This window comes from Phyllobacterium sp. OV277 (assembly GCF_900104355.1).
Lineage (GTDB): Bacteria > Pseudomonadota > Alphaproteobacteria > Rhizobiales > Rhizobiaceae > Phyllobacterium.
Map to the genome: position 1 here is coordinate 226640 of NZ_FNIY01000001.1, position 23604 is coordinate 250243.

22 protein-coding genes are annotated in these 23604 nt (G+C 55.3%); 4 read left to right on the forward strand and 18 right to left on the reverse strand.

Annotation, left to right across the window (positions count from 1 at the left end; genetic code table 11):
- Nucleotides 1-4 precede the first annotated feature (4 nt).
- The 3 genes from BLU05_RS01210 to yajC are packed head-to-tail and all read right to left on the reverse strand — an operon-like array spanning nucleotide 5 to nucleotide 3055.
- Complete coding sequence (locus tag BLU05_RS01210; RefSeq protein ID WP_175540526.1) at nucleotides 5-394, reverse strand: Mth938-like domain-containing protein; 390 nt, start codon at nucleotides 392-394, stop codon at nucleotides 5-7.
- A gap of 4 nt (nucleotides 395-398) precedes the next feature.
- Complete coding sequence (gene secD, locus BLU05_RS01215) at nucleotides 399-2657, reverse strand: protein translocase subunit SecD (protein ID WP_091877198.1); 2259 nt, start codon at nucleotides 2655-2657, stop codon at nucleotides 399-401.
- 56 nt (nucleotides 2658-2713) lie between these two features.
- Entirely contained in the window at nucleotides 2714-3055 is a 342-nt protein-coding gene (gene yajC, locus BLU05_RS01220; RefSeq protein ID WP_091877200.1) for a preprotein translocase subunit YajC, read from the reverse strand.
- A 162-nt stretch (nucleotides 3056-3217) separates the two neighbouring features.
- On the opposite strand from yajC, the gene BLU05_RS01225 reads away from it, so the two are divergent.
- Nucleotides 3218-4081, forward strand: coding sequence for an ATP-binding protein (locus BLU05_RS01225; protein WP_091877202.1), 864 nt, complete (start codon nucleotides 3218-3220; stop codon nucleotides 4079-4081).
- A gap of 534 nt (nucleotides 4082-4615) precedes the next feature.
- On the opposite strand, the gene BLU05_RS01235 is transcribed toward BLU05_RS01225, so the two are convergent.
- The 13 genes from BLU05_RS01235 to BLU05_RS01295 all read right to left on the reverse strand — a co-directional run bounded on the left by BLU05_RS01235 (nucleotide 4616) and on the right by BLU05_RS01295 (nucleotide 19294).
- The gene (locus BLU05_RS01235; protein ID WP_091877206.1) at nucleotides 4616-5899 is read right to left on the reverse strand and encodes a peptidoglycan DD-metalloendopeptidase family protein; all 1284 of its coding nucleotides are present in this window, start codon (nucleotides 5897-5899) and stop codon (nucleotides 4616-4618) included.
- A gap of 144 nt (nucleotides 5900-6043) precedes the next feature.
- Nucleotides 6044-6697, reverse strand: coding sequence for a protein-L-isoaspartate(D-aspartate) O-methyltransferase (locus BLU05_RS01240; RefSeq protein ID WP_091877208.1), 654 nt, complete (start codon nucleotides 6695-6697; stop codon nucleotides 6044-6046).
- A complete protein-coding gene (gene surE, locus BLU05_RS01245; RefSeq protein WP_091877210.1) occupies nucleotides 6694-7452 on the reverse strand; it encodes a 5'/3'-nucleotidase SurE in 759 nt (252 codons plus the stop codon). The genes BLU05_RS01240 and surE overlap by 4 nt, the downstream gene beginning before the upstream one ends.
- A 9-nt stretch (nucleotides 7453-7461) precedes the next feature.
- A complete protein-coding gene (gene serS, locus BLU05_RS01250; RefSeq protein WP_091877212.1) occupies nucleotides 7462-8745 on the reverse strand; it encodes a serine--tRNA ligase in 1284 nt (427 codons plus the stop codon).
- A 69-nt stretch (nucleotides 8746-8814) separates the two neighbouring features.
- Nucleotides 8815-9645: a twin-arginine translocase subunit TatC gene (gene tatC / locus BLU05_RS01255; RefSeq protein WP_091877214.1), complete on the reverse strand. Its 831-nt coding sequence runs from the start codon at nucleotides 9643-9645 to the stop codon at nucleotides 8815-8817.
- The gene (gene tatB, locus BLU05_RS01260; protein WP_091877216.1) at nucleotides 9642-10292 is read right to left on the reverse strand and encodes a Sec-independent protein translocase protein TatB; all 651 of its coding nucleotides are present in this window, start codon (nucleotides 10290-10292) and stop codon (nucleotides 9642-9644) included. Before tatB ends, tatC begins: the two co-directional genes overlap by 4 nt.
- A gap of 64 nt (nucleotides 10293-10356) precedes the next feature.
- Nucleotides 10357-10578, reverse strand: a complete 222-nt coding sequence (locus tag BLU05_RS01265; RefSeq protein WP_091877218.1) for a twin-arginine translocase TatA/TatE family subunit — start codon at nucleotides 10576-10578, stop codon at nucleotides 10357-10359.
- Between the two features lie 189 nt (nucleotides 10579-10767).
- Nucleotides 10768-11475, reverse strand: coding sequence for an SMC-Scp complex subunit ScpB (gene scpB / locus BLU05_RS01270; protein WP_227988139.1), 708 nt, complete (start codon nucleotides 11473-11475; stop codon nucleotides 10768-10770).
- A gap of 16 nt (nucleotides 11476-11491) precedes the next feature.
- Entirely contained in the window at nucleotides 11492-12322 is an 831-nt protein-coding gene (locus BLU05_RS01275) for a segregation and condensation protein A (protein ID WP_091878380.1), read from the reverse strand.
- Nucleotides 12323-12380: 58 nt separating this feature from the next.
- Nucleotides 12381-13400: a beta-N-acetylhexosaminidase gene (gene nagZ, locus BLU05_RS01280; protein WP_091877220.1), complete on the reverse strand. Its 1020-nt coding sequence runs from the start codon at nucleotides 13398-13400 to the stop codon at nucleotides 12381-12383.
- Nucleotides 13401-13477: 77 nt separating this feature from the next.
- On the reverse strand, nucleotides 13478-16165 hold the full coding sequence (locus tag BLU05_RS01285) for an SPOR domain-containing protein (RefSeq protein WP_091877222.1): 2688 nt from the start codon (nucleotides 16163-16165) through the stop codon (nucleotides 13478-13480).
- A gap of 99 nt (nucleotides 16166-16264) precedes the next feature.
- Nucleotides 16265-18022: an arginine--tRNA ligase gene (argS, locus tag BLU05_RS01290; protein WP_091877224.1), complete on the reverse strand. Its 1758-nt coding sequence runs from the start codon at nucleotides 18020-18022 to the stop codon at nucleotides 16265-16267.
- Between the two features lie 63 nt (nucleotides 18023-18085).
- On the reverse strand, nucleotides 18086-19294 hold the full coding sequence (locus BLU05_RS01295; RefSeq protein ID WP_091877226.1) for a deoxyguanosinetriphosphate triphosphohydrolase: 1209 nt from the start codon (nucleotides 19292-19294) through the stop codon (nucleotides 18086-18088).
- A gap of 158 nt (nucleotides 19295-19452) precedes the next feature.
- Here BLU05_RS01295 and erpA point away from each other — a divergent pair, with 158 nt between their 5' ends.
- Both erpA and xth read left to right on the forward strand, forming a co-directional pair.
- Entirely contained in the window at nucleotides 19453-19788 is a 336-nt protein-coding gene (gene erpA, locus BLU05_RS01300) for an iron-sulfur cluster insertion protein ErpA (RefSeq protein ID WP_162700314.1), read from the forward strand.
- A gap of 198 nt (nucleotides 19789-19986) precedes the next feature.
- Entirely contained in the window at nucleotides 19987-20766 is a 780-nt protein-coding gene (xth, locus tag BLU05_RS01305; RefSeq protein ID WP_091877228.1) for an exodeoxyribonuclease III, read from the forward strand.
- A 30-nt stretch (nucleotides 20767-20796) separates the two neighbouring features.
- On the opposite strand, the gene BLU05_RS01310 is transcribed toward xth, so the two are convergent.
- Nucleotides 20797-21531 carry a tetratricopeptide repeat protein gene (locus BLU05_RS01310; protein ID WP_227988138.1) on the reverse strand — a complete coding sequence of 245 codons (735 nt, stop codon included), beginning with the start codon at nucleotides 21529-21531 and terminating at the stop codon, nucleotides 20797-20799.
- A gap of 137 nt (nucleotides 21532-21668) precedes the next feature.
- Here BLU05_RS01310 and BLU05_RS01315 point away from each other — a divergent pair, with 137 nt between their 5' ends.
- Complete coding sequence (locus BLU05_RS01315; protein WP_091877232.1) at nucleotides 21669-21878, forward strand: hypothetical protein; 210 nt, start codon at nucleotides 21669-21671, stop codon at nucleotides 21876-21878.
- A 326-nt stretch (nucleotides 21879-22204) separates the two neighbouring features.
- On the opposite strand, the gene BLU05_RS01320 is transcribed toward BLU05_RS01315, so the two are convergent.
- Entirely contained in the window at nucleotides 22205-23458 is a 1254-nt protein-coding gene (locus tag BLU05_RS01320) for an OmpP1/FadL family transporter (RefSeq protein ID WP_091877234.1), read from the reverse strand.
- Nucleotides 23459-23604: the final 146 nt, after the last annotated feature.

The window sequence follows — 23604 nt, forward strand, 5'->3', positions numbered from 1 at the left end:
CGGTTTAATCTACAGCAATCAACGCCGCAGCGACGGCGCGATCTTCCGCCAGCAGAACATTATAGGTGCGCACGGCGGCACCCGTGCTCATGGGATCAGAGGAAATGCGATGCTCGCGCAATACATCGCGCAGGGCCTGCGGCAGGCGGCGCAATTCCGTGCCCATACCGACAAGCAAAATCTCGATATCATCAGCCTGTTCAAGCACCAGAGCCAAATCCTCTGCGGTCAGGGCAGTTTCGATCTTTGGCGCCCAGCCATGAATGCCCGATGGCAGGCAAAGGATTGATCCGCGATGCGACATATCGGCGAACCGGAACCCGCCATTGCCATAGGCATCTATCGGCGCACGACCGGGGAAATGCGCATCCCGGATTTCAATGCCTTTGACCACTGTTCTATTCTCCGACATCGGCCCGGCGGCCATCCTCGACAACATCCCGCCCTTTTAGGCCAAACAGCATCAGCAATGGGCCTGCGACGAAGATCGACGAATAGGTCGCAACGACGATGCCAACAGCGATGGTAAGTGCAAAGGCGCGCACATCATCACCGCCATAAGCATAGAGTACGATCAGTGCCAGGAAGGTAGCCAGTGATGTCAGGATGGTACGCGACAAGGTTTGATTGATCGAGGCATCGAGCACCGCAGACAGGGATACACCATTGCCATGCCGCCGCAGATTTTCGCGAACCCGGTCGTAAATGACAACCGTATCGTTGAGCGAATAGCCAACAATGGCCAGCAGGGCCGCAATACTCCAGAGGTTGAACTCCATCTGGAAGATGATGAACATGCCGAGCAGCAGCAAAACATCGTGGATCGTCGCAATGATCGCGCCAAGCGCAAAATGCCATTCGAAGCGGAACCAGACATAGGCAAAGATTGCAGCGAGAGAAAGCGCAACGGCCAAGCCGCCCGCTTTGGCCAGTTCGCCTGATACCGTCGGCCCTATCACATCGACCCGGCGGAATTCATAATCCTGATCGAGTTCGCCGCGGATTTTAACCCCAACGGTCTGCTCGGCATTCTCACCCTCACCCTGACTGCCAACAGTAATGAGCGCGCGGTCATCCGATTTGAATGGTTCGATCTTTACGTCGCCAATGTTGAGATCATCAAGCCGGCTGTACACATCATCCAGATCGATCGGGCCCTCACTGGACGCGATCTCAACCATCGTTCCGCCCTTGAAATCGATGCCGAAATTCATGCCGATAACAAAGAACAGGACGATGACTGCCACGCTTGATAATGCCGAGAAACCAAGCGTCAGCCCACGCAGGCGCATGAACGGAATTTTCGTGTTGTAGGGAACAAGCTTCAATGCCGCGCGGGGTACTTCCTTCGGCTTTGACCACTGCACCCATGCCGAAACCATCCAGCGTGTGAGGGTGAAGGTTGTGAACAGCGTGGTAATAATGCCGACGGTGACAGTCACGGCAAAGCCATGCACGGGCCCAGTGCCCAGAATGAAAAGCACCAGAGCCGCGATCAAGGTGGTGACATTGGCATCAACAATCGTCGCCTGCGCCCGGGCAAACCCGGAATCAATCGCCTGAATGACCGAAAAGCCTGCACGTCGATCTTCGCGGATACGCTCATAGATGAGGACGTTTGAGTCAACCGCCATACCTATGGTCAGAACAATACCAGCCACGCCCGCAAGGCTGAGGGGAACGCCAACAATGGTCAAAAACGCCAGGATCAGAATGATGTTGACGATCAGCGCTATGCTGGCGATCACGCCAAGCAGGCCATAGGTCAGCAGCATGAACAGGATGACAAGCCCAGCACCGATAAGTGCTGCAATCTTTCCAGCTGAAACAGCCGACGCGCCAAGATCCGTTCCGACCGACCGCTCTTCAATGACAGTAACAGGCGCAGGCAGTGCTCCAGCGCGCATGACGATAGCAAGATTGCTGGCACCGGACAGATCAAAATTACCGGCGATTTGGCCGGTGTTACCCGGAATGGCCTCGCTGATAACTGGTGCCGACAACACCTGATCATCGAGAACAATGGCGAACGAGTTTCCGATATTCTCCTTCGTTGCCTTGGAGAAGCGCTCAGCACCGGCACTATCAAGCTTGAATGTGATGACCGGCTGCTGCGTCGCGGTATCGACACCCGCCTGTGCACCAACGAAATTCGCATTGGTAACGATAGGTTCTTTCTTGACGAGATAGGCGACGGGCGGATCATCAAAGGAATAGACAACATCCGAGCCCGCAGGCGGCGTGCCATCAATGGCCTGCTGCACCGGCATTGATGTATCGATCATCCGAAAGCTCAATTGCCCGGTGAGGCTCAGAATGTCCTTGAGCAGCTGCGAGTCATAAAGACCCGACACTTCAACGAGAACACGGCCACTTCTCTGGCTCTCCACATTGGGATTGGTATAGCCAAGTTCGCTGAGGCGGCGGTTCATCACCTCTATTGCCGCATCAGTCTGCGCCAGCTTGTCTTTGTCGACCTGCAGGCGGATACGCGAACCGCCCTCCAAATCAAGCCCAAGCGCAAGCTGTTTCTTTGGAAGCCAATTTGGCAGGTTCGCCAGCTGGATGGGCGTAAACAGATTTGGCAGAGCCAGGATCACGCCTACAAGAACAACGGCCCAGATGAGAAGTGTCTTCCAGCGGCTAAAATAGAGCATGCAGTCGCGACCTCAAGAATCAACAGGGCGGCCTGATGCCGCCCCGTCACTATGACTTATTTCTTGTTATCGGCAACCGGTTCGCCTTTGACGCGTACGTCCGACACCAATGCGCGGATAACGCGAGCCTTGACGCCCTCGCCGATTTCAACTTCGAGTTCGCCAGTATCTTCGAACACTTTCGTCACCTTGGCAACGAAACCACCACCGGTGATGATGGTGTCACCGCGGCGGATGTTCTTCAGCTGCTCTTCGCGCTTTTTCATCGATGTGCGCTGCGGACGGATGATCAGGAAGTACATGATCACGAAAATCAGGATGAATGGCAGGATGCTCATCAGCATTTCCGGCGCACCACCGATGCCCGTTGTCTGTGCATATGCGGGAGTTACGAACATAGAGACAGTCTCCAGAGTAATTCTTGTTTGAATGATACAGAACCTGCGGAATACAATGTTTGGAATGGGAAAAGCAACCGTGCAAAATCCCGCATCCCGCTTTTCGGTTTCCCATCAACATGATAGTGGCTTGAACGCAGAAAAAACAAAGGCTTGAGAAGAATGTTCGAGGAATTGCTGGCCGATAAACTTGACCGACTGATTGCTGTGCTGGAACGTATGGCACCGCCAAAAGCGCAACCCGCCAATCTCGATGTGGCTGATTGCTTCGTCTGGAACCCGGATCATCTTGCCTTTGACCCGGTTCTGAAGGTCAATCGTGTCGACATTTCCCTCATTCGCGGCGTCGATCGTGTGCGCGATATTCTCTTTGACAACACCAAGCGCTTTGCCGATGGATTGCAGGCAAATAATGTATTGCTGTGGGGCGCGCGCGGCATGGGTAAATCATCGCTGGTCAAGGCGGTTCACGCTTCGGTGAACGCTGCGGCGCCCGGCAATGACAATACGCTGAAGCTGGTCGAGATACACCGCGAGGATATCGACAGCCTCCCCGCCCTGATGGCCGCAATCAAGGACACACAATATCGTTTCATCCTGTTTTGCGACGATCTGTCCTTTGATCATGACGATACTTCCTACAAGTCGCTCAAGGCAGCGCTTGAAGGCGGCGTCGAGGGCCGACCTGACAATGTCATCTTCTACGCCACATCGAACCGACGACATCTCTTGCCGCGTGACATGATCGAGAACGAGCGCTCAACCGCCATCAATCCCTCTGAAGCCGTCGAAGAAAAGGTCTCGCTGTCAGATCGCTTTGGGCTGTGGCTGGGTTTCCACAAATGCAGCCAGGATGATTATCTCTCGATGATTGATGGCTATGCCGCCCATTTCGACCTGCCGATGCAGAAGGAACAATTGCACGCGGAAGCACTCGAATGGTCGACCACGCGTGGTTCGCGCTCCGGCCGCGTTGCATGGCAATTTACGCAGGATCTGGCCGGGCGGCTGGGCAAGAAACTTTAGTGCTGTGGATATGGAGGATTCATTAGATGGCGCTGCGAAACAATATCCAACTGGCTCATTATCTGATGTGGATATCCGTGCCAGTTCAAATAGCGATATTGTATCTCATGTTCTCTGCAGGAAGTACCTTGTACCTAAATATTTCAGTGTTTGTATCGCTGATACTTATGGCTATCGTAAGAGACATAAAACTGAAATGGACTATGCATTTCTTGGATTTTTTCAAATTCAAAGGAAATAGCGAAACTCACAAAGACGAATGGAAGGCGATGATGGTCTATGTTCCAACCTTTATAGGAATAGCGGATATCTCCAACAAGTTTGTAAACGACGGAAGTCTATTGTCGTATCTTATTGTTCTGAATCTCCTGGTATTCGTATCCCTTTCTCTGAAAGAATTCTTTTGCCGGGTTAAGCTCTGATTTGTCCAACCAACCTTGAAAACCCCGACGGTCACACCTCCACAGGTATCGAACTACAAGCAAAAGGCCCGTGCATCGCTGCACGGACCTTTTGAATTCAAGCACGAACCAATCAGGATTCGAGGAACTTCGAAGGATCAACCGGCGTCGAGTTCTTGCGAACCTCGAAGTGCAGCTTTGGCGAAGTCGCATTGCCGGTCATGCCCGAGCGGCCAAGTTCTTCGCCGCGCTTCACCTTCTGGCCGCGCTGTACATTCAGCTTGCTCGCATTGCCGTAAACCGTGACCAAACCATTATCATGGCGAACGAGAACCGTATTGCCGAACTCCTTCAAACCATCACCGGAATAGATGACAACACCGTTTTCAGCCGCCTTGATCGGGGTGCCCTCAGGAACCGAAATGTCGATACCGTCATTGCCCTTGCCGTAATTGGCAACGACACGGCCACGAACCGGCCAGCGCATCTGTGAGGCGCCGGTGGCTGATGGTGCGGATGCAACATCCTTCTCGGCATCATCGATAACCTTTTCGCTCGCCTGTGGCGGTGTGTAAGGCTTTGCCTGTCCGTCAGCCTGCGGTGCTGCCGGTGTCGTAGCCGTTGCGGCGCTCGGTGCCACGCTCGCGACGACCTTTGGCTGAACAACAGGCGGCGTTGCGGCAGTCTTGACCTGATCGACCGCGCCCTTTGCCTTCATGTTGTTGGCAACATTCTGCGCCATCGACGAGCTTGATGCCGGAATAACCAGAGCCTGTCCAAGACGAACATTACCGTCCTTCATGTTGTTGGCCTGCTTGATGGCCTCGACATTGGCACCCGTCTTGCGGGAGATGGCATGCAACGTATCGCCACTCTGAACAGTGTATGAACCGGCGTGGCTCGGTGACGTCGTATTATTGGCAGCTATCGCTGGAGCGGCAGCTGGCTTTGTCGGCATACGTGCCTCACGACCATCCGGTGTTTTCAGCGAACCGGCTGATGATGCAAGCGGCGGAGCCTGCACATTACCCATCGGCTGCGCCGAAGCGACCTGCTGGCGCACAGGAGCAGCGCTCACTGCCGGACGCATCGGCTGCGAGGAAACCGGCGGAAGCGCAGAAGCGCTTGCCGCACCTACTGGCGGCAGGCTGCTGCGCTGGACACCGCCCGCAGGTGGAACCGCATTGCGATTGACCGAAGCTGTGTAAGTTGAATCAACCGGCGGCGTATAACCGCGTGGGGCCGAATTCTGCCCCTGAATGATTGAACGCTGGTTGTCGCTATAGCCGGAGCTGAAATCCGCGCTGGTGAAGCGCGACACCCCGGAACTGCAACCTGCAGCCAAAGCTGCAATCAAGAGAACGCTGGCATTCAGTGCCAGCCGCTGTGACGCTTTGTCTAGTACACTCAAACGCATCGCTTATCCCGCCCGTACTCAATACAAGAATATTGGACCATTAAACCGCGTTAATGTTACCCGACCGTTAAAACGCATAAAAAATTTGTAAAAGATTCACCAAATCCATAAACGGTTGCGCCAACACTGCGGCGGGCGAGCCCGTCAGAGTGCTGTGGCGACACCATCCAGCAGCGGCAAGAAGCGTGCAGGCATCATATCCTCACGTTCAAAACGGCTGCCGATTTTGGACAGGCGCGACACCACCTGCTTGCCATCAACCGGCCCGATCGGTGCAATCATCACCCCGTTGGACGAGAGAAGATCGACGAACTGGCGGGGCATGCTTTCAAAGGCCGCCCAGACGATAATGCGGTCAAACGGGCCGTCATGGGTCAGGCCAAGCTTGCCATCCGCATGCTTGATGAACAGGTTCTCGATCTTCAATGCCTGATGGCGTTGCTGGGCAAGTTCAATCAGCGTGCGATATCGCTCTATCGAAAGCACACGTCCGGCAAGCCGGGCCATGATTGCGGCGGTAAAACCCGTGCCGGTGCCGATTTCCAGAACCCGGTGCGTCGGCTCAAGATCAAGCGACTTAATCAAACGGGCCTGCAGATCCAGCCCTTCCATGAATTCACCGCACTCGATCGGCAGCATCCGGTCGCCATAAGCCACTGTTCCAAGATTGCCGGAAACAAAAGCCATGCGGGGCGTCGCTTCAAAAGCCCCCATAAGCCGCTGATCCGACAGCCCCAAGGACCGCATACGCAGGACGAAGGCGGCAAAGCCCTCCCGTTCAGAAAGCGCAGGCTTCATGCGAAGGCGTCCTCCAAAGTCTGGCGCGTTTCGTGCGCCGTCAGATCGAGCTGAAGCGGTGTGATGGAAATATAGTTCGCCCGGATTGCCGCCACGTCACTATCGGGCGCAGGCTCATCCTTGCCACGACCATAACGCAGCCAGTAATAGGGCAATCCACGCCCATCCTGCCGTTCTTCAATGGTCAGCCCATGGGAAAGCTTGCCCTGAGCCGTCACACGAACACCCGCCAACTCACCGCCGCTGCAGCTGGGAAAATTCACATTCAGCAACACGCCCTTGGCAAGTTCAACGCCAAGCAATTTCTTTAGCAGAGCCGGAGCCCGCTGCTCGACAATCTCCCACGGCAGAATGCGTGCGCCGCCATTAAGGTTGTACTCCTGCGACAAAGCGATGGAATTGATACCAAGCAAAGTGCCTTCAATAGCCGCAGCAATGGTCCCGGAATAGGTCACATCATCGGCCGTGTTCGAACCGGAATTAACGCCTGACAGGATCAGATCCGGTGCTTCAGGCATCAAGTGCCGCACGCCCATGATCACGCAATCCGTGGGCGTACCGCGCACGGCATAGTGACGATCATCGATCTTGCGCAGGCGCAGCGGCGTTGAAAGTGTCAGCGAATGCGCGAGACCGCTCTGGTCGGTTTCCGGCGCAATCACCCAGACATCGTCGGAAAGCTGGTGGGCAATGCGCTCAAGAACAGCAAGACCTTCCGCATGAATACCATCATCGTTGGTCAGCAGTATGCGCATCGCCCTCTCCTATGCAGCTTTTTCGATTCGTTTCAGTCCACCCATGTAAGGCACAAGTACTTCAGGAACCGTAACGCTGCCGTCTTCATTCTGATAATTTTCGACAACAGCGATCAAGGCGCGGCCGACAGCCGTGCCGGAACCATTCAGTGTATGGACAAAGCGCGTCGACTTCTCGCCCTCAGGCCGGTAGCGCGCATTCATGCGGCGTGCCTGAAAATCACCGCAGACCGAGCAGCTGGAGATTTCGCGATAAGCCTTCTGGCCGGGAAGCCATACTTCCAGATCATAAGTCTTCTGCGCGCCAAAGCCCATGTCACCTGTGCAAAGCGTCATGGTGCGGAACGACAGATCAAGCCGCTTCAGCACTTCCTCGGCGCAAGCCGTCATCCGCTCATGTTCGGCAATGGAGCTTTCGGCATCGGTGACCGATACAAGCTCAACCTTCATGAACTGGTGCTGACGCAACATGCCGCGCGTGTCACGACCAGCGGAACCCGCTTCCGACCGGAAACAGGCGGTCAGCGCCGTCATGCGGATCGGCAGATCGCGAATATCGAGAATTTCTTCTCGTACCAGATTGGTCAGCGGCACTTCTGCCGTCGGGATCAGATAACGGCCTTCCGTTGTCTTGAAGAGGTCCTCTTCAAACTTTGGCAACTGCCCCGTACCATAAAGCACGTCAGCATTGACCAGCAGTGGCGGATTGACCTCCATATAGCCATGTTCCGTCGTGTGCAGATCAATCATGAATTGGCCAAGCGCCCGTTCCAATCGCGCCAACTGGCTCTTCAGGACGGTAAAACGGCTGCCCGAAAGCTTCGCGGCGCGTTCAAAATCCATATAGCCGAGATTTTCACCGATCTCGAAATGCTCTTTCGGCTCGAAGGAAAAGTTCTTCAGGTGGCCAACACGGCGCGTTTCAACATTGCCGCCTTCGTCCTTGCCAACGGGAACAGTATCGAGCGGAACGTTTGGAAGCACGGCCAGCGCATTATTCAACGCCCGGTCAAGCTGACGCTCTTCTTCTTCGGCAGACTGCAAAAACACCTTGATATCAGCGACTTCAGCCTTGAGACGGTCAGCCGTCGCCTGATCCTTGGCACCCATCGCCTTGCCGATCTCCTTGGAGGCGGCATTGCGGCGCTCCTGGGCATCCTGCAATTTGGCAATGTGCTGACGGCGCTTTTCATCCAGCTCGATCAACCGGGACGACTGAGCTTCAACACCCCGTTTAGCCAGAGCTGCGTCAAGCGCTTGCGGATTCTCGCGGATCCATTTGATGTCGAGCATGGGAATAAAGCCGTCTTGGAGTAGTCGTTGGAATGAGGACGTGATTGTCCGGCGAAACCGATAGCCGCGTCAGGAAGAGATATCGCTATCACTGGACCCTGATTGTGCTTCAGCTTCAGCAGCTTCACGCTTTTTCTCGATCAGACGCGCCATCCAGATGGAAACCTCGTAGAGAAGGATCGTCGGGAGTGCAAGACCGATTTGGCTGAGGGGATCAGGCGGTGTGATAACAGCAGCAACGATAAAGGCGATAACAATCGCATATTTGCGTTTGGACCGTAGGCCCTCATAGCCAACCAGCCCTACCCGAGCCAGCAATGTCGTGACAACCGGCAACTGGAATACGAGCCCAAAGGCAAAGATCAGCGTCATGATGAGGCTGAGATATTCTGAAACCTTCGGCAGCAGTGAAATCTGCACTTCGCCAGCGCCGCCTGTTTGCTGCATGGCAAGGAAAAACCACATGACCATGGGCGTAAAGAAGAAATAGACCAATGCGCCGCCCATGAGAAAAAGAACCGGCGATGCGATCAGAAATGGCAAAAACGCCATCCGTTCGTTCTTGTAGAGACCCGGCGCTACAAACTTGTAAATCTGCGAGGCAATAACCGGGAACGCCAGAACAATACCGCCGAACATGGCGATCTTGACCTGCGTGAAGAAAAACTCCTGCGGCGCGGTATAGATCAGCTGTGCCTTGGCCGGATCGAAACCAGCCCAGCCCACAGCCCACTGATAGGGAATGACCAACAGGTTGAACAATTGCTTGCCGAAATGGAAGCAGACCAGAAACGCCACAAAGAACGCCAGCAATGCCCAGATCAGGCGGCGGCGCAGTTCAATGAGGTGTTCGATCAGCGGGGCTGAGCTCTTGTCAATTTCGTCTTCGGCCTTGCTCAAGATTTTGTCCCCGTATCGCCAGCTTTGCCAGTGGCACGTGGCTTTGTCGTTCTTTTTACCGGAGCCGCCTTCGCAGGCGTTTCTGCAACTGTCTTGGCAGCAGGCGTGGCTTTGGCCGCCGTTTTGACAGGTGCTGCCTTGGTCGCAACTTTTGCCGGAGCCGCCTTGGCTGCCGTAGCCGCCGCCGGTGCTTTTTCAGCAACAGCTTTGGGCTTGGAGGCCCGGCCCGGCTTCTTCGGTGTTGTGGCGGTCATCAATGGCGCAACAGGCTCCATCACCTGCGGCTGCACTTGCGTCGCACCCGGCGCAGAGGGGTCCGGAATCGCAAGATTGTCTTTAGCTGCCGTTCCCGCATCTTTCAGTGTCGAGCGGATATCTTCGCCGATCGTGCGGACGGGATCGAAGACCTTGCGAATATCATTGCGCGGATCGAGACTCTTGGCATCGTTGATGATATCGCGCACGTCGTCGAGTTCGGCCTCCTTGAGAGCTTCATCGAACTGACGCCGGAATTCACCGGCCGTGGCGCGAAACTTGGCCGTTGCCTTGCCAAAGGCGCGCAGCATTTTCGGCAAATCCTTTGGCCCGACCACCACGATCAGGACGATCACGATCACCAGGATTTCCGACCAACCAACTTCAAACATTCATCATGCTCCAGCCACGACGCGGCAACGAGGCCGCGCGCAGGACAACTCTACTATGTGCCACTCAGGACTTTGTTGTCTTTTCCTTGGTGGAATTCACCGGCTGGCTCGTCTGATTGTCGATCGTCTTGGAATTGTCAGCCGTATCGTCGTCGCTCATGCCGCTCTTGAAATTCTTGATGCCCTTGGCAACGTCGCCCATCAATTCAGGAATCTTGCCACGACCAAAAACCAGAAGCACGATCGCCAGAACGATCAACCAGTGCCAAATTGAAAAACTACCCATCTTACCCTCGCATTCGCTCAACAGTTTGAGCTCATCTATGCCTTTTCCCCGTGCTTTTCAAACACAAGTGCATAATGTTGTTTCACATTCATGTTTGTTCGGCGCAAGTGCGAAGTGAAATCTTCGTCACGAATTTTGCAAACAGGCATGTTCGCGCCACCATCGCGCATAAATGTGGCAAATAAAAACTCAATCGTTCTCGACGCGCGGTGTCAAAAGTCCAAGCTCTTCCAGATCGATATCCGTCAACGGATCTTCATCCTCGGTCAATTCGTCAGGATCATTGACCGGAACCGGAATGGCAAAATTGGCAGGCATGCGCGCTGAAAGAAGTCCAGCACCACGCAATTCATCGATACCGGGAAGATCGCGCACTTCCTGAAGACCGAAATGATCAAGAAACGAGGATGTCGTGCCATAGGTAATGGGCCTGCCCGGTGTGCGTCTGCGGCCACGGAACTTGATCCAGCCCGTCTCCATCAGCACATCAAGCGTGCCCTTGGATGTTTCAACACCGCGAATATCTTCAAGCTCGGCTCGCGTGACCGGCTGGTGATAGGCAATGACTGCCAGAACTTCGAGAGCCGCACGGGACAACTTCTTTTGCTGTACGGCCTCGCGGTTCATCAGGAAGGCAAGGTCGGCGGCGGTCCGGAACGCCCATGCGCCGCCAACCTGCAACAGATTAATACCCCGTTTGGAATAAACAGATTGCAACTCACCGAGCAGTGCCGGAACGTCGACGCCCGATGGCAGCCGCTCTTCCAGCGCCCTCACCGTCACCGGCTCGGCAGAAGCAAACAGAATGGCTTCCGCCATCCGCAAGGCCTCGGAGACTGGAATAGCCGATGTCCATTCCGCCTCTCGCAGATCGCTTTCATCATTGTCGGCTTGCATAAGCAAAGGACCATTGTCAGCCATTGGCCACATCCCTCATCGTTGTGAGCGGAGGTTGCCCCGTCTTTTCCGCTGGCCGCGGCGCTCTATCGCGCAGGAAAATCGGCTTGAACGCACCAGTCTGCTGAATTTCCATATGCCCTTCCCGCACCATCTCAAGGCTGGCGGCAAAGGAACTGGCAAGCACTGTCGCGCGCTCACTCGGCGACGCAATGAATTCAAGCAAATACTGGTCCAAAGCCGTCCAGTCTTTCATCTCGCCAATGAGGCGCATCAGGATCGTGCGCGCGTCTTTCAGCGACCAGACACTGCGGCGCGCAATCTGCACATGGGAAATGGCCTGCTTCTGCCGCTGCGAGGCATAGGCGGTCAGAAGTTCGTAAAGCGTCGCCGAATAGATATTGGTCTGATCAACGATGACAGCCTCGGGCATGCCGCGCGCAAAAATATCGCGGCCAAGGCGGTTGCGGTTGACGAGTTTCGTCGCCGCATCGCGCATGGCTTCGAGCCGTTTTAGCCGGAATTGCAGCGTTGCTGCCAGTTCCTCGCCGCTCTCGCCTTCATCGCCCGGTGCCTTGGGGATCAGCAGTTTTGATTTGAGGTAGGTCAGCCATGCGGCCATCACCAGATAATCGGCTGCAAGTTCAAGCCGCAGAGCCTGCGCCTGACGAATAAAAATCAGATATTGCTCAACAAGAGCCAGCACGGAGATACGCGCAAGGTCTACGCGTTGGTTGCGGGCCAGATGCAGAAGCAGATCGAGTGGGCCTTCAAAACCCTTGATATCGATCAGCAGCGACGGCTCGCTGAGGCCGCGATCCGATGTGCTTTCCCACAGCGCCTCCATGGGTGCTGCGGTCGTGCCATTGGTTTTCTGTTCCGTCGCCGTCAAATCTCTCTCGCTTCTATGCCACCGCTTCGAAGAAACGCTGGAATTCTTCCCGGATATCAGCCTCATCGGAGGCATCCGGTTTCTTTGCATATTTGAGTGCCCGCTGCGCACGCTCCAGCGCTTTACCACCTAGTTCAGGCGTACAGGAGGCAACCGCCGTCATTTGTTCCATAATACCGTGGCAATGAAGCACGATATCGAGGCCCGCCGCAAAGATTGCTTTGGTCCGATCGAAATAATCCCCAGAAAGTGCATTCATCGACACGTCGTCGCTCATCAGAAGCCCGTCAAAGCCTATATGGCCCCGGATGATTTCTTCCACCACCTTGCCTGATGTCGTTGCCGGGTTCTTCGGATCAACAGCCGAGAAAATCACATGAGCGCTCATTGCCATTGGCAAATGCGCCAAAGCGCGGAACGGCGCAAAATCATGTTCCGCAAGCTCTTCAAGCGGTGTTGTCACCGTTGGCAGTTCATGATGCGTGTCGGCAAAGGCACGACCGTGCCCCGGAATGTGTTTCATGACCGGCAGCATACCGCCAGCAACAAGCCCTTCCGCTGCCGCCCTGCCCATCGCCGTGACGATCTCAGGATGCTTGCCATAGGCGCGCGTACCGATAACATCATTGGCGCCTTCGACAGGAACATCGAGAACCGGAAGACAATCCACATTGACGCCAAGCTTCAACAGATCGAACGCATGAAGCCGCGACAGGAGCCATGCGGCGCGCAATCCCGCCTCTTCGTCCTGTTTGAACAAGGCACCCAATGCGGAACCTGCGGGATAGTTCGGCGCCAGTGGCGGGCGCAGGCGCTGCACGCGTCCGCCTTCCTGATCGATCAGCACCGGCGCTTCATCGCGCCGCACCAGATCGCGCAGATGGGCAGTCAAGTCCTCGACCTGCGCTGCTTCGCTGACATTGCGGGCAAACAATATAAACCCCCATGGACGCTCATCGCGAAAGAACGCGATTTCGTCAGGGGTCAATTTCAGACCGGACGTTCCGGCAATCCATGCTTTTGATTCGCTCATATCAGAAGTCTACTGCGTTGATGCAAAAAAGGAAAAGGCGGCCAATGGCCGCCTTTGTCTGATGAAGGTGGGATAGCTTACTGCGTGACGAAGCAGCTGCCACCCGCCGACTTGAACTTGGTGCACAGATTGACTGCCGCATCCTTGGTACCGGCAGGAATGCGGACCCGGTAGAACGTACCCTTACCGGCAATCTCGGCCTGCTTGATATCGACACCACGACCGGCAATCACACCCGGATAGCGCTGGGCCAGAGAAGCGTAGGTCTTCTGTGCGCCTTCAGCGGTTGGCTGCGAGGCAACCTGGATCAGGTAACTACCCGGAGCAACAGCCGATGCGACCTGCTGAGGCTGTGCTGCTGGCTGCGCGGTTGCCTTCTGCGGAGCAACCCGGTCGACAACGTTCAGCGGCTGGTCGGCTGGACGATCAACGACAGGGGCATTCCGGGGCGAGACAGACGCAACGGTTTCGGACGTGATCTTCTTCGTCTCAACCGCCTTGGCCGGTAGCTTGCCGGAAGCCGGAGCCTGCGGTTTGGCAACCAGCGGCTCAACCGCGGGCTTGGGCGTTGCAGGATTGCTGGCCGCAGCGAGCGAGCCGATCTGATCATTGCCGTCAGGCATCGCATTCACAGGAGCCGGAGCAGCGGCAGCGACTGGACGCGCTGCAGGTGCAGCAGCCGGGCCGGAACTGACCGGATCAGCGGCCTGTGGAATAGCAGCAACCATCGTACCATCAGGCTTCACGACCATGGTCTGAACCTTGCGTGGTGCAATCGCGTTGTTCGGCTGCGCCTGCTGGTCAGTGGAAGCAACATTGGCAGCGGCAGGATCAACCCGTTCCTCGGCTTTATTGCCTGCTGTGTCGTTCATTGCTGCATCTTCGTCTTCATCGGTAGCGGCAAGATCAACAGGTGCTTCCTGCGTGGTAACGAGCTGCTGCTGCTTTGGCGGCGAAGTGTCTGCCGTTGCACCCTTTTCATAGACAATCTTGTCCTGAGCAGGAGCAGTCGCATTGGCAGTGGTTTCAGGCTGAACCTTGATTGGCGTTTTGTCCGCCATGATCACAACGGGGGTTCCACCGGAACCACCCATCCACTTATAGGCTGCAGCACCGGAAACGGCGATGAGAACGGCCGCAGCCACTGCACCCGGAACCATGAAGCTGCGTTTGCGGCTTGCGGGCTGAGCATAGTTTGTTGCGGCCATCCCGACATCATCACGCTTTGGATCGTAGCCAAAGTCCATATCGTCTTCGGGGCCATTGCTGTAATTGCTGGCAACCGGGCGTGCCTGATGGGCGCTGGCTGCTGCCACACCGGCAGCTGCTGCCGCGACACCAGCTCCGGCAAGCGCGTAATTTGCCGGGGAGTGGCCAGTCTTTTCTGCCTCATTGCCAAACACATCGGCAAAAATATCGGCGTACTCATCCTTGGGTGCCGCCGTTGACTGCGGCTCTTCCTGCGGCACGGCATAGGCGGCGCGGGGATCATCCGCTTCGATCGAGCCGAAAACTTCCGCGAATTCTGTCTCCAGTTCGCCCATACCATTATGCTGCGGCGCATCGTCTTCGTAATGCACTTCAGGCAGATCGAGAGATTCCGTATATTCAACCCGGCTCTCTGTGACAGCCATCGTATGAACATCCGGCGCCGACGCGATGGATGACGCTGCGCGATCCAGTTCATCCGCATAACCGCTCAAATCCTGCGGTTCCGGCAGATGATGGGCCTCAATCGCAGGTTCCGGAGCAGAAGCAACCGGCTGATGAACAGCCGCGTAGGACTGAACAGGGCTTTGATAATGCGGAAGTTCTGCGTCCTCAACCCGGGCTTCAGCCTGTGGCTCGGCTACAACTTCATCCTCGATATCAACAGGCACTTCGAAATCATCAAAGGCAGCCATCAGCTCTTCGGTATCAAAATCATCAAGCGGATCATCGTGAACCGTTGCAGATTCCTGTACCTGAACCGGCTCATCGGCAATGGGAGCCTGATAAGCGGCTGGCTCCGGCACATAGGCCGGCGCTGCCACGGGAGCAGGCTGTGCGACGGGCGCTGTATAGGATGTTGCGCGGCTGATGATGGGAGCAGCTTCAGTGCGACCGACAACCGGCGCTTGCGAGCCATAACCCCATGATGCATTGCCAGAACGTTGGGTCACAGGTTTTGCAGAACCCGCAAGCAGCGTCTCCAGCTCATCCTCAAGGCTGAGCGATGGTGCGGTGACAACCGGGCGCTCTTCGGCATAAAGAGCAGCAGGCTCCACACTCGGCGCAGGCGTTGGCTCTGGGGTGAAACTGACAGGTTCGTGCGCATCGGCGCCCTCGCCTGCTTCACTGTCCACATAGGCTGCTTCCGGCTCGTAATCGCCGTAATCAGGTTCTTCGTAGATTGCCACCGGTTCTGAAATCACCTGACGGACAGGTTCAGCGACATGATGTGAATGGGAAGGTTCCTCATCCGACATCAATTCCCGCTCGACCGCATCCTGCAGATCGAAATTCGCAAAAGGATCCTGCGCAACCGCAGGACTGTGATCATGCACGGCTTCCGCAGGTTGGGCAGCTGCTGCCTGTGGGTGCTCGTCAAAGTCACCCATGAGCTCGCGCTCCAGATCCATAGCAAAATCCTCGCTGGAACCGGTCGCAGAGTTCTCCTCTTCCTCGGGCGTTCCCATAATGCGGGAAAGCTCCATCAGAGGATCGTCATTACCGATTCGCGAATCATCCTGCCGGTGAGAACGCTGAAGATAGTTGTCCGCCATGGCGTTAATCCTGTACTCTCAACTATGGACGTCAAAAAACGTCACGCATTGGCCATACCAGCGCAATGTGGGCAAAAGTTGACAGGATTTCTACGCCTTTCAGCGCATTTCGGTTGGGGCGTCCGCACCAATGATAGACAATCCGGACGTCAAAACCTTAGAAACAACCTGAACCAGCCCTAGCCTGGCTTGGGACAAGTTTGGATCGTTAACCTTAATAAAACGTAAGTCCGCGTTTTCGGTTCCTTTATTCCACTGCGCATGCAGCGAACTTGCGAGGTCATAAAGGTAAAAAGCCAGTCTGTGCGGCTCCTGATGGACGGCTGCCGTTTCAATCAAGCGAGGGTATTCGGCAAGCTTGCGAATGAGTGCAATTTCACTTTCGTCCGTCAAAAGACCAAAATGCTGCGCGCTTGCAGCAAGTGATTCTTCGCCCATGCCGAGCTGTTCAATCGCCTGGCGGAACACTGAATGGCACCGGGCAGACGCATATTGAACGTAGAAGACCGGGTTGTCCTTCGAATGCTCCGTAACCTTCGCGAAGTCGAAATCCAGCGGCGCGTCGTTCTTCCGGTACAACATCATGAACCGGACAGGGTCCCGACCCACCTCTTCCACCACATCACGCAGGGTTACGAACTCGCCAGACCGTTTCGACATCCGCACGGGCTCGCCATTGCGGTAGAGCTTGACGAGCTGGCAGATCAGCACCGTCAGCTTGGCCGTACCGCCCGAAACCGCGCGGGCCAGCGATTCCAGCCGCTTGACGTAGCCGCCATGATCCGCGCCGAGCACATAGATCATTTCATCGAAATGCCGATCGTACTTGTCCTTGAAGTAGGCAACGTCAGCCGCAAAATAGGTGAACTGCCCGTCAGACTTCACCAATGGCCGGTCAATATCGTCGCCCACATCGGTTGAACGGAAGAGGGTTTGTTCCCGATCTTCCCAATCTTCAGGCACTTGCCCCTTGGGTGGCGGCAGCTTGCCCTTGTAGACATGGCCCTTCAGCGTCAGATCATTGATTGCCGACCGGATCTGCTTGGCATTATCGGCATGCAACGTCCGTTCGGAGAAAAACACATCATGATGCACGTTGAGCGACGCAAGATCGTCCCGGATCATGGCCATCATGGCATCGATAGTCCGGTCCTTGATGATCGCAGTTGCTTCTTCTTCGGGCATGGCCAGAAGTTTCGTGCCGTAATCGGCAGCAAGTGCCTGCCCCACCGGCACAAGGTAATCGCCCGGATAGAGCCCTGATGGAATATCGCCGATATGTTCGCCGAGCGCTTCCCGGTAGCGCAGCATCACCGAATTGGCGAGCACATCGATCTGCGCGCCCGCATCATTGATGTAATATTCCTTGGCGACATCATAACCGGCAAAAGACAGAAGGTTGGCCAGCGCATCGCCCACAACCGCACCGCGGCAATGGCCCACATGCATCGGACCAGTCGGGTTGGCCGAAACGAACTCGACATTGACCCGGTGACCATAACCGAGTTTCGACCGGCCATAATCGAGACCTGAATTCAGCATTCCGGCCAGTTGCCTGTGCCAATAGGTATCTTTGAGGCGCAGATTGATAAAACCGGGCCCAGCGACATCAACAGAGCCGACATCGGGGTCATTTTTCAGCGCATCGCCGATCTTGACTGCCAATTCGCGCGGATTTTGACCAACAGCCTTGGACAGAACCATGGCGGCATTTGTCGCGATATCACCGTGGCTCGGATCACGCGGCGGCTCCACACCAACGCGGGATAAATCCACATCAGCGCCATCAATAGTTTTCAATTCAAGCGCTTGCAGGGCTTTCTTAATCCGCGCGTCGAAATCGGCGAAGATGTTCATGACGTTATACTCGATCGGGTTTTTCAAATTGATACGGCCTTTTGACCGCGATTGGCCCTCCGCTTAAGCCAATTCGGGCGTGTGGTCAAACAAGCGGCGGTGCTCGCGCACAGCATAGGTGTCGGTCATGCCAGCCAGAAAATCGGCAACAAGCCGTGCGCGGGCCGCCAAACCGTCCTGTTTCTGCCCATCGCGCCAGCCTTCCGGCATGGTCTGCTCGTCGGCCATATAGGCATCAAACAAATCTCTCACAATTTTGTCAGCGGATTTTCGAATGCGCACAACACTCTCGTGAAAGTAAAGGTTCTTGTACAGGAATGCCTTGAGCAATTTTTCCTTCTCACGCATGGCGCCAGAAAACCCGATCAGCATACGCCCTGCATTGTGGATATCATCAACAGTTTGCGGCTGGAGCGCGTCAATATTGGATTGAGCAGTCCGGATAACGTCCTCGACCATGATTGTGATCTGCCGCCGGACAATCTCGTGCGCAGTCCGAACCTCATCCAAAACAGGATATTTCTCCCGCACCCCGCGCAAAATATCACCAGTCAAAGGCACATCCTCAAGGGCATCCAGTGACAAAAGCCCGGAGCGCAGACCGTCGTCAATGTCGTGCGCATTATAGGCAATATCATCGGCAATGGCCGCACACTGCGCTTCAAGGGAAGCATAGCGGCCAAGTTCGAGGTCATATTGGCTGTTATATTCGACAATGGCCGCAGGAACGGGATGTTTGAGCCCCCTGCCATCCGCATCAGTGAGCGGGCCATTGTGCTTCACCAACCCCTCAAGCGTCTCCCATGTCAGATTGAGCCCATCAAATTCGGCATAACGCTTTTCCAGATTGGTGACGATGCGCAATGACTGAGCATTGTGATCAAAGCCGCCGAAATCCATCATCCGCTCATTCAGCGCATCTTCGCCCGTATGCCCGAACGGTGTATGACCAAAATCGTGAACGAGAGCGATGGCCTCAGCCAGATCTTCGTCAAGCCGCATCGACCGTGCCAAAGCCCGGGCAATTTGGGCGACTTCAATCGTGTGGGTCAGACGGGTGCGGTAATGATCACCCTCATGGGCAATAAAAACCTGTGTCTTGTGCTTCAGCCGCCGGAAAGCCGTGGAATGGATAATGCGATCCCGGTCCCGCTGAAAGACCGTGCGCGTCGGACTTTCATTTTCCGGAAAGAGCCTGCCACGGCTTTGCTGTGGATCGCAGGCATAGGATGCCCTCTCCCTGTATCCGAAGCCAATTCCCTGCATCGACATGATTGAATTGAATGCCTTTCACTTTGCAACCACTGTGGTCGTTGACTTCGCGGTCGCCAATTCTTAGCTATGGTGTATGATGAATGGCAAGGTGTGACATGACAATGTCAACTTAAGCCGGAGCGCGGCGAACTTGTTCGCATTTGGAGCGTGATGAAATGAGTGATGCAATGAATGTTTCCGTATCCGATGCCGCTGCAAAGCGCATTTCGGCAATTCTGAAATCCGATCCTGACAAGACAGCCCTGCGCATTTCCGTCGAAGGCGGCGGTTGCTCGGGCTTTTCCTATAAATATGATCTCGTCGATGCACAGGACGCCGATGACATCGTTATCGAAAAGCTGGGCGCCAAGGTTTTGATCGATTCGATCTCTCTGCCCTATATTGGCGGCTCCGAGATCGATTTTGTCGATGATCTGATGGGGCAGTCTTTCCAGATCCGCAATCCCAATGCGACCTCGTCCTGCGGCTGCGGAACCAGCTTTTCCGTATAAGCAGCCATTTCTGCCGTTCGATAAAAGCCGCCTTATGGGCGGCTTTTTGTTTTTGCGCTGTGTGTCAGGAATATGTGCAGCACGGCTCATACTTGCCACCTCGCCGCTTGACCCGCTGGCGGGCGGGCGCGTATCTTTCCGCTCACGATCAATATCGATCTCCATGCAATCAAAAACCCAGCAAAGTCGTTGTTTCCCATGAAAATTGTCACCTGGAACATCAATGGCGTGAAAGCGCGGATCGAAGTCCTGATTGCCTGGTTGCAGGAGTCCAATCCTGACATCGTCTGCCTGCAGGAAATCAAATCCGTCGACGAACTCTTTCCGCGTGCCGAGATCGAAGCGCTGGGCTATCACATCGAAACCCACGGACAGAAGGGCTTCAATGGCGTTGCCATCCTGTCAAAGAAGACGCCTGACGAGGTAACGCGCGGTCTGCCCGGTGATGATACCGATGAGCAGTCGCGCTTCATCGAGGCGGTATTCTCGACAGAAACCGGCGCTATCCGCGTCGTTTCACTGTATCTGCCCAACGGCAATCCCATTGATACGGAAAAATTCCCCTACAAGCTGCGCTGGATGGCGCGCCTTGAGCGTTGGGCCGAAAGCCGGCTCGCGCTGGAAGAGCCACTGGTGCTTGCGGGTGACTACAATGTCATCGCCGAACCAAAGGACGCCAAGCATCCCGAAGCATGGGTTAATGATGCCCTGTTTCAACCGGAAACGCGTCAGGCATTTCGCCGTCTGGAAAATCTCGGTTTCACGGATGCTATCCGTTCGGTCACCGATGAGGCTGGCATCTATACGTTCTGGGATTATCAGGCTGGCGCCTGGCAAAAGAACAATGGCATCCGTATCGATCATCTGATGCTATCGCCTGAGGCGGCCAACCGGCTCGAATCCGCAAGCATTGAAAAGCACGTCCGCGCCTGGGAAAAGCCTTCCGATCACGTCCCTGTTGCAATTTCCCTGATTTGATTGGGTCTGTTCTAAGCGAACAGAGGCAGCTCAGAAGTCGCCGGTTTTGATGATATCTTCGGCCAAAACGATGGCTGTGCGCCGGTCCGCTTCATCAGCGATGGAAAACGCTTGTTCCTGAATATCGCCGATCCAGACACGATCCTGTTTGGAAGCCCGCTCGAAAGCAGCGGTCATCATGGCCAGCCCGCGCACGGTCTTGCCAGCCTGAAACAGGAGGTTGCCGAGCATGGCCTGCGCGCCCGCATGGCCCTTCTGGGCGGAAAGACGGAACCAGCGCGCTGCCTGATTGGGGTTGGGTTGACCACCCTCGCCCTTCATTAGCATCTTGCCGAGTTCGAACTGGGCAGCGGGGTCGCCGAAATTCGATGCGGCCTGCAGATAGAGATCGCGCGCTGCGCCGGGATTGGAGCGAATTGGAGAGTTCGGAATGCCGCGCTTTACATAACCGGCAAGTGCAACGAGCGCATCCGCAACGTAGCTCTCATTCTCTGTGCCCTGATCGGCGCCTTCATGAATGACCTGCTCGAACATCTTGTAGGCTTCATAGTCGTCTTCCTTGACGCCATCACCTTCCGCATACATGCGGGCAAGCTTCCAGTTTGCGCCCTGATGACCCTTTTCCGCAGCAAACCGTAGTGCTTTAACAGCCTCGTCCTTGTGGCCATTCTTGTAGGCAGAAAATCCGAACTTGAAGAGATCGAAGGGGCTTGAATCCTCGTTCATCTCCTTACCTGCATCAAAGGCATGGCACGGCAGCGTCATGACACTCAATGCAAGGCCAATCCCAAACATGGGGGCTGCGAAACGATCAATGATGAACATGACAGTGCACTTCCCTTGTCCGGAACGCGTGCGTCGCAGCATCGCCGCGCTCAGCACATCTCGTCAGGACCTGATATATGGCGACGCCCGCTGTTGTGCGGCTTGCCTTCCAATTTGTACCAGTCAGTGCTGTTCGCGCTGCCGGTGCTGTTATCGAGAAATATTGCACATCATTCCAGCGATCGTTTGACCGCATTCCGGCAATAGTACGGCCGGTTACATTTGAATCTGATATGCATGAAACAATGGAATCGTACGGGGTGCGCGTCAGTTCCGACATCGCGTAACGGCTATCTGTATAAGCCAGAGGGATCGGTTTTGCGTCCATCATTGCCCCGTGCGGGATATCGGCACCATTGCACGATATATCTTCAACCACTTATCGGTCGCCGCCCTATCGAGTTGCTCCGGGTTTGTGGCGCAAAATGGGCAAAATTGCCCCTTGCCTCCGCCTTGCAAATCATCGCTCAGAAGTGTTGCTGAATCGTCACAAAACGTAATGGAGAATTTCTTACTTTTAGGACGACGTGCATCGCACTGCACAACAAACCAAGGGCCAAATACTAAAAAGCCCGGTACGAATACCGGGCTTTTCTGTTCAATCTCAGATTGATTAGAACTTCAACTTGCCCGAGAGCGAGACCGCGGTGACAAGGTCGTCGCCAAAGTCATAAGTAGCATCTGTACCGCATTTCTTTGCCGCATTCGGGCAAGCCGTTGGGCCGTAGGAACCTGATGTCAGCATGCCGATTGCACCGCCCAAACGAATTTCAACGTTCTTGTTGGGCGAATAGGCAACACCACCGGAAAGCAGATAGGTATCGGTCTGAGTTGTCAGGCCTGTTGATGTGCCACGATCCCAGCTAACCTGCAGCTGGCCGCTCCACTGGTCGTTAAACTTGTGACCGACACCACCAGTAACTGTCCAGCCGTCCTGGAACATCAGATCAAGCGACGTCGCACGTGCTGGCGAAGCTGGTCCGCAGGCAATTTTTCCCTGCGTGGCAGTGGGGCAGAAAGCGATGACGTTGAGAACACTCCAGTCAACCCATTTGACCGAACCATAGGCCAGCCAGCCCGGTGCGAAACCGCTCTGCAGCTTGAATTCGACCGACTGTGGCATGGTTGCAGTGCCGTAAACATTGGTGATCCGGCCACCAATGCCGGGCGCCAGCGGCGACTGCGTCAGATCAAGCGTCCCGGTTACCGTACCCAGATCAACTTCTGAGTTGTAAATCAGGCTGGCGCGCAACGCGATCTCTGGAATTTCGTAGGCAGCGCCAATGCGCCAGCCAACACCGTTGCCTTCAAGATCAAGACGGCCTGTGCCATCGAAACGACCTGGGAAGCCGGGATGAACCTGACGTTCCTTGAAACCGGAAACTTCCTGATAGGAGACACCACCGATAATGCGGAAGTCGCCTTTTTCACCGACGTTGAATTTGTAGGAACATGTCAGACCCCAGTCTTCGCTCTTGACCTTGGTTTCGATGTTCTGATTGACGCCGGCCCAATTGTTGCCTGGGTTGGTGTGAACGCCCCATGGCTGGCTATAGGTGCCCAAGCAATCCAGATCGGGTGTAATGCCAACCTTCGCGCCAAACTTATAAACCGAATAGTCAGGCGTTTCGTTTGCGGACTTGCTTTTGTTATTGTTGTTGCCATCGCGCGGATCAGTATCCTTCGCATTCTTGATCTTGCGATCAGGCATAACGTAGATCACGCCACCTTCGGTCGCAAAACGCTCTTCACTGAAGAGGAGATCCCAGTTGTAACCACCGCGCTCAAGGCCCCCGGCCTGAGCAGCGGTAGCAACACTTGTCAAAAGAAGCGCGCCGCCGATGATTGTGGAAATAGTCTTAGTCATTAAGTCCTCCCCGAGACCTGAAAACTTCTGAACGCGCGATCACAGTTCAGCAAAATTGTTACCAATACGTAATAGGTAACAAAGCGCGCGAATCCTGCAACTTGTTTAAAACAGGAGGTTTTCGATGGTCGGAGGCATGAAATTCA

Bases quoted from the DNA above. Each gene is read 5' to 3' on its own strand.
- secD (WP_091877198.1), bottom strand. From the start codon at position 2,657: ATGCTCTATTTTAGCCGCTGGAAGACACTTCTCATCTGGGCCGTTGTT.
- yajC (WP_091877200.1), bottom strand. From the start codon at position 3,055: ATGTTCGTAACTCCCGCATATGCACAGACAACGGGCATCGGTGGTGCG.
- BLU05_RS01225 (WP_091877202.1), top strand. From the start codon at position 3,218: ATGTTCGAGGAATTGCTGGCCGATAAACTTGACCGACTGATTGCTGTG.
- BLU05_RS01235 (WP_091877206.1), bottom strand. From the start codon at position 5,899: ATGCGTTTGAGTGTACTAGACAAAGCGTCACAGCGGCTGGCACTGAAT.
- BLU05_RS01240 (WP_091877208.1), bottom strand. From the start codon at position 6,697: ATGAAGCCTGCGCTTTCTGAACGGGAGGGCTTTGCCGCCTTCGTCCTG.
- surE (WP_091877210.1), bottom strand. From the start codon at position 7,452: ATGCGCATACTGCTGACCAACGATGATGGTATTCATGCGGAAGGTCTT.
- serS (WP_091877212.1), bottom strand. From the start codon at position 8,745: ATGCTCGACATCAAATGGATCCGCGAGAATCCGCAAGCGCTTGACGCA.
- tatB (WP_091877216.1), bottom strand. From the start codon at position 10,292: ATGTTTGAAGTTGGTTGGTCGGAAATCCTGGTGATCGTGATCGTCCTG.
- BLU05_RS01265 (WP_091877218.1), bottom strand. From the start codon at position 10,578: ATGGGTAGTTTTTCAATTTGGCACTGGTTGATCGTTCTGGCGATCGTG.
- scpB (WP_227988139.1), bottom strand. From the start codon at position 11,475: ATGCAAGCCGACAATGATGAAAGCGATCTGCGAGAGGCGGAATGGACA.
- BLU05_RS01275 (WP_091878380.1), bottom strand. From the start codon at position 12,322: ATGGAGGCGCTGTGGGAAAGCACATCGGATCGCGGCCTCAGCGAGCCG.
- nagZ (WP_091877220.1), bottom strand. From the start codon at position 13,400: ATGAGCGAATCAAAAGCATGGATTGCCGGAACGTCCGGTCTGAAATTG.
- BLU05_RS01285 (WP_091877222.1), bottom strand. From the start codon at position 16,165: ATGGCGGACAACTATCTTCAGCGTTCTCACCGGCAGGATGATTCGCGA.
- argS (WP_091877224.1), bottom strand. From the start codon at position 18,022: ATGAACATCTTCGCCGATTTCGACGCGCGGATTAAGAAAGCCCTGCAA.
- BLU05_RS01295 (WP_091877226.1), bottom strand. From the start codon at position 19,294: ATGTCGATGCAGGGAATTGGCTTCGGATACAGGGAGAGGGCATCCTAT.
- erpA (WP_162700314.1), top strand. From the start codon at position 19,453: ATGAGTGATGCAATGAATGTTTCCGTATCCGATGCCGCTGCAAAGCGC.
- xth (WP_091877228.1), top strand. From the start codon at position 19,987: ATGAAAATTGTCACCTGGAACATCAATGGCGTGAAAGCGCGGATCGAA.
- BLU05_RS01310 (WP_227988138.1), bottom strand. From the start codon at position 21,531: ATGACGCTGCCGTGCCATGCCTTTGATGCAGGTAAGGAGATGAACGAG.
- BLU05_RS01315 (WP_091877232.1), top strand. From the start codon at position 21,669: ATGGCGACGCCCGCTGTTGTGCGGCTTGCCTTCCAATTTGTACCAGTC.
- BLU05_RS01320 (WP_091877234.1), bottom strand. From the start codon at position 23,458: ATGACTAAGACTATTTCCACAATCATCGGCGGCGCGCTTCTTTTGACA.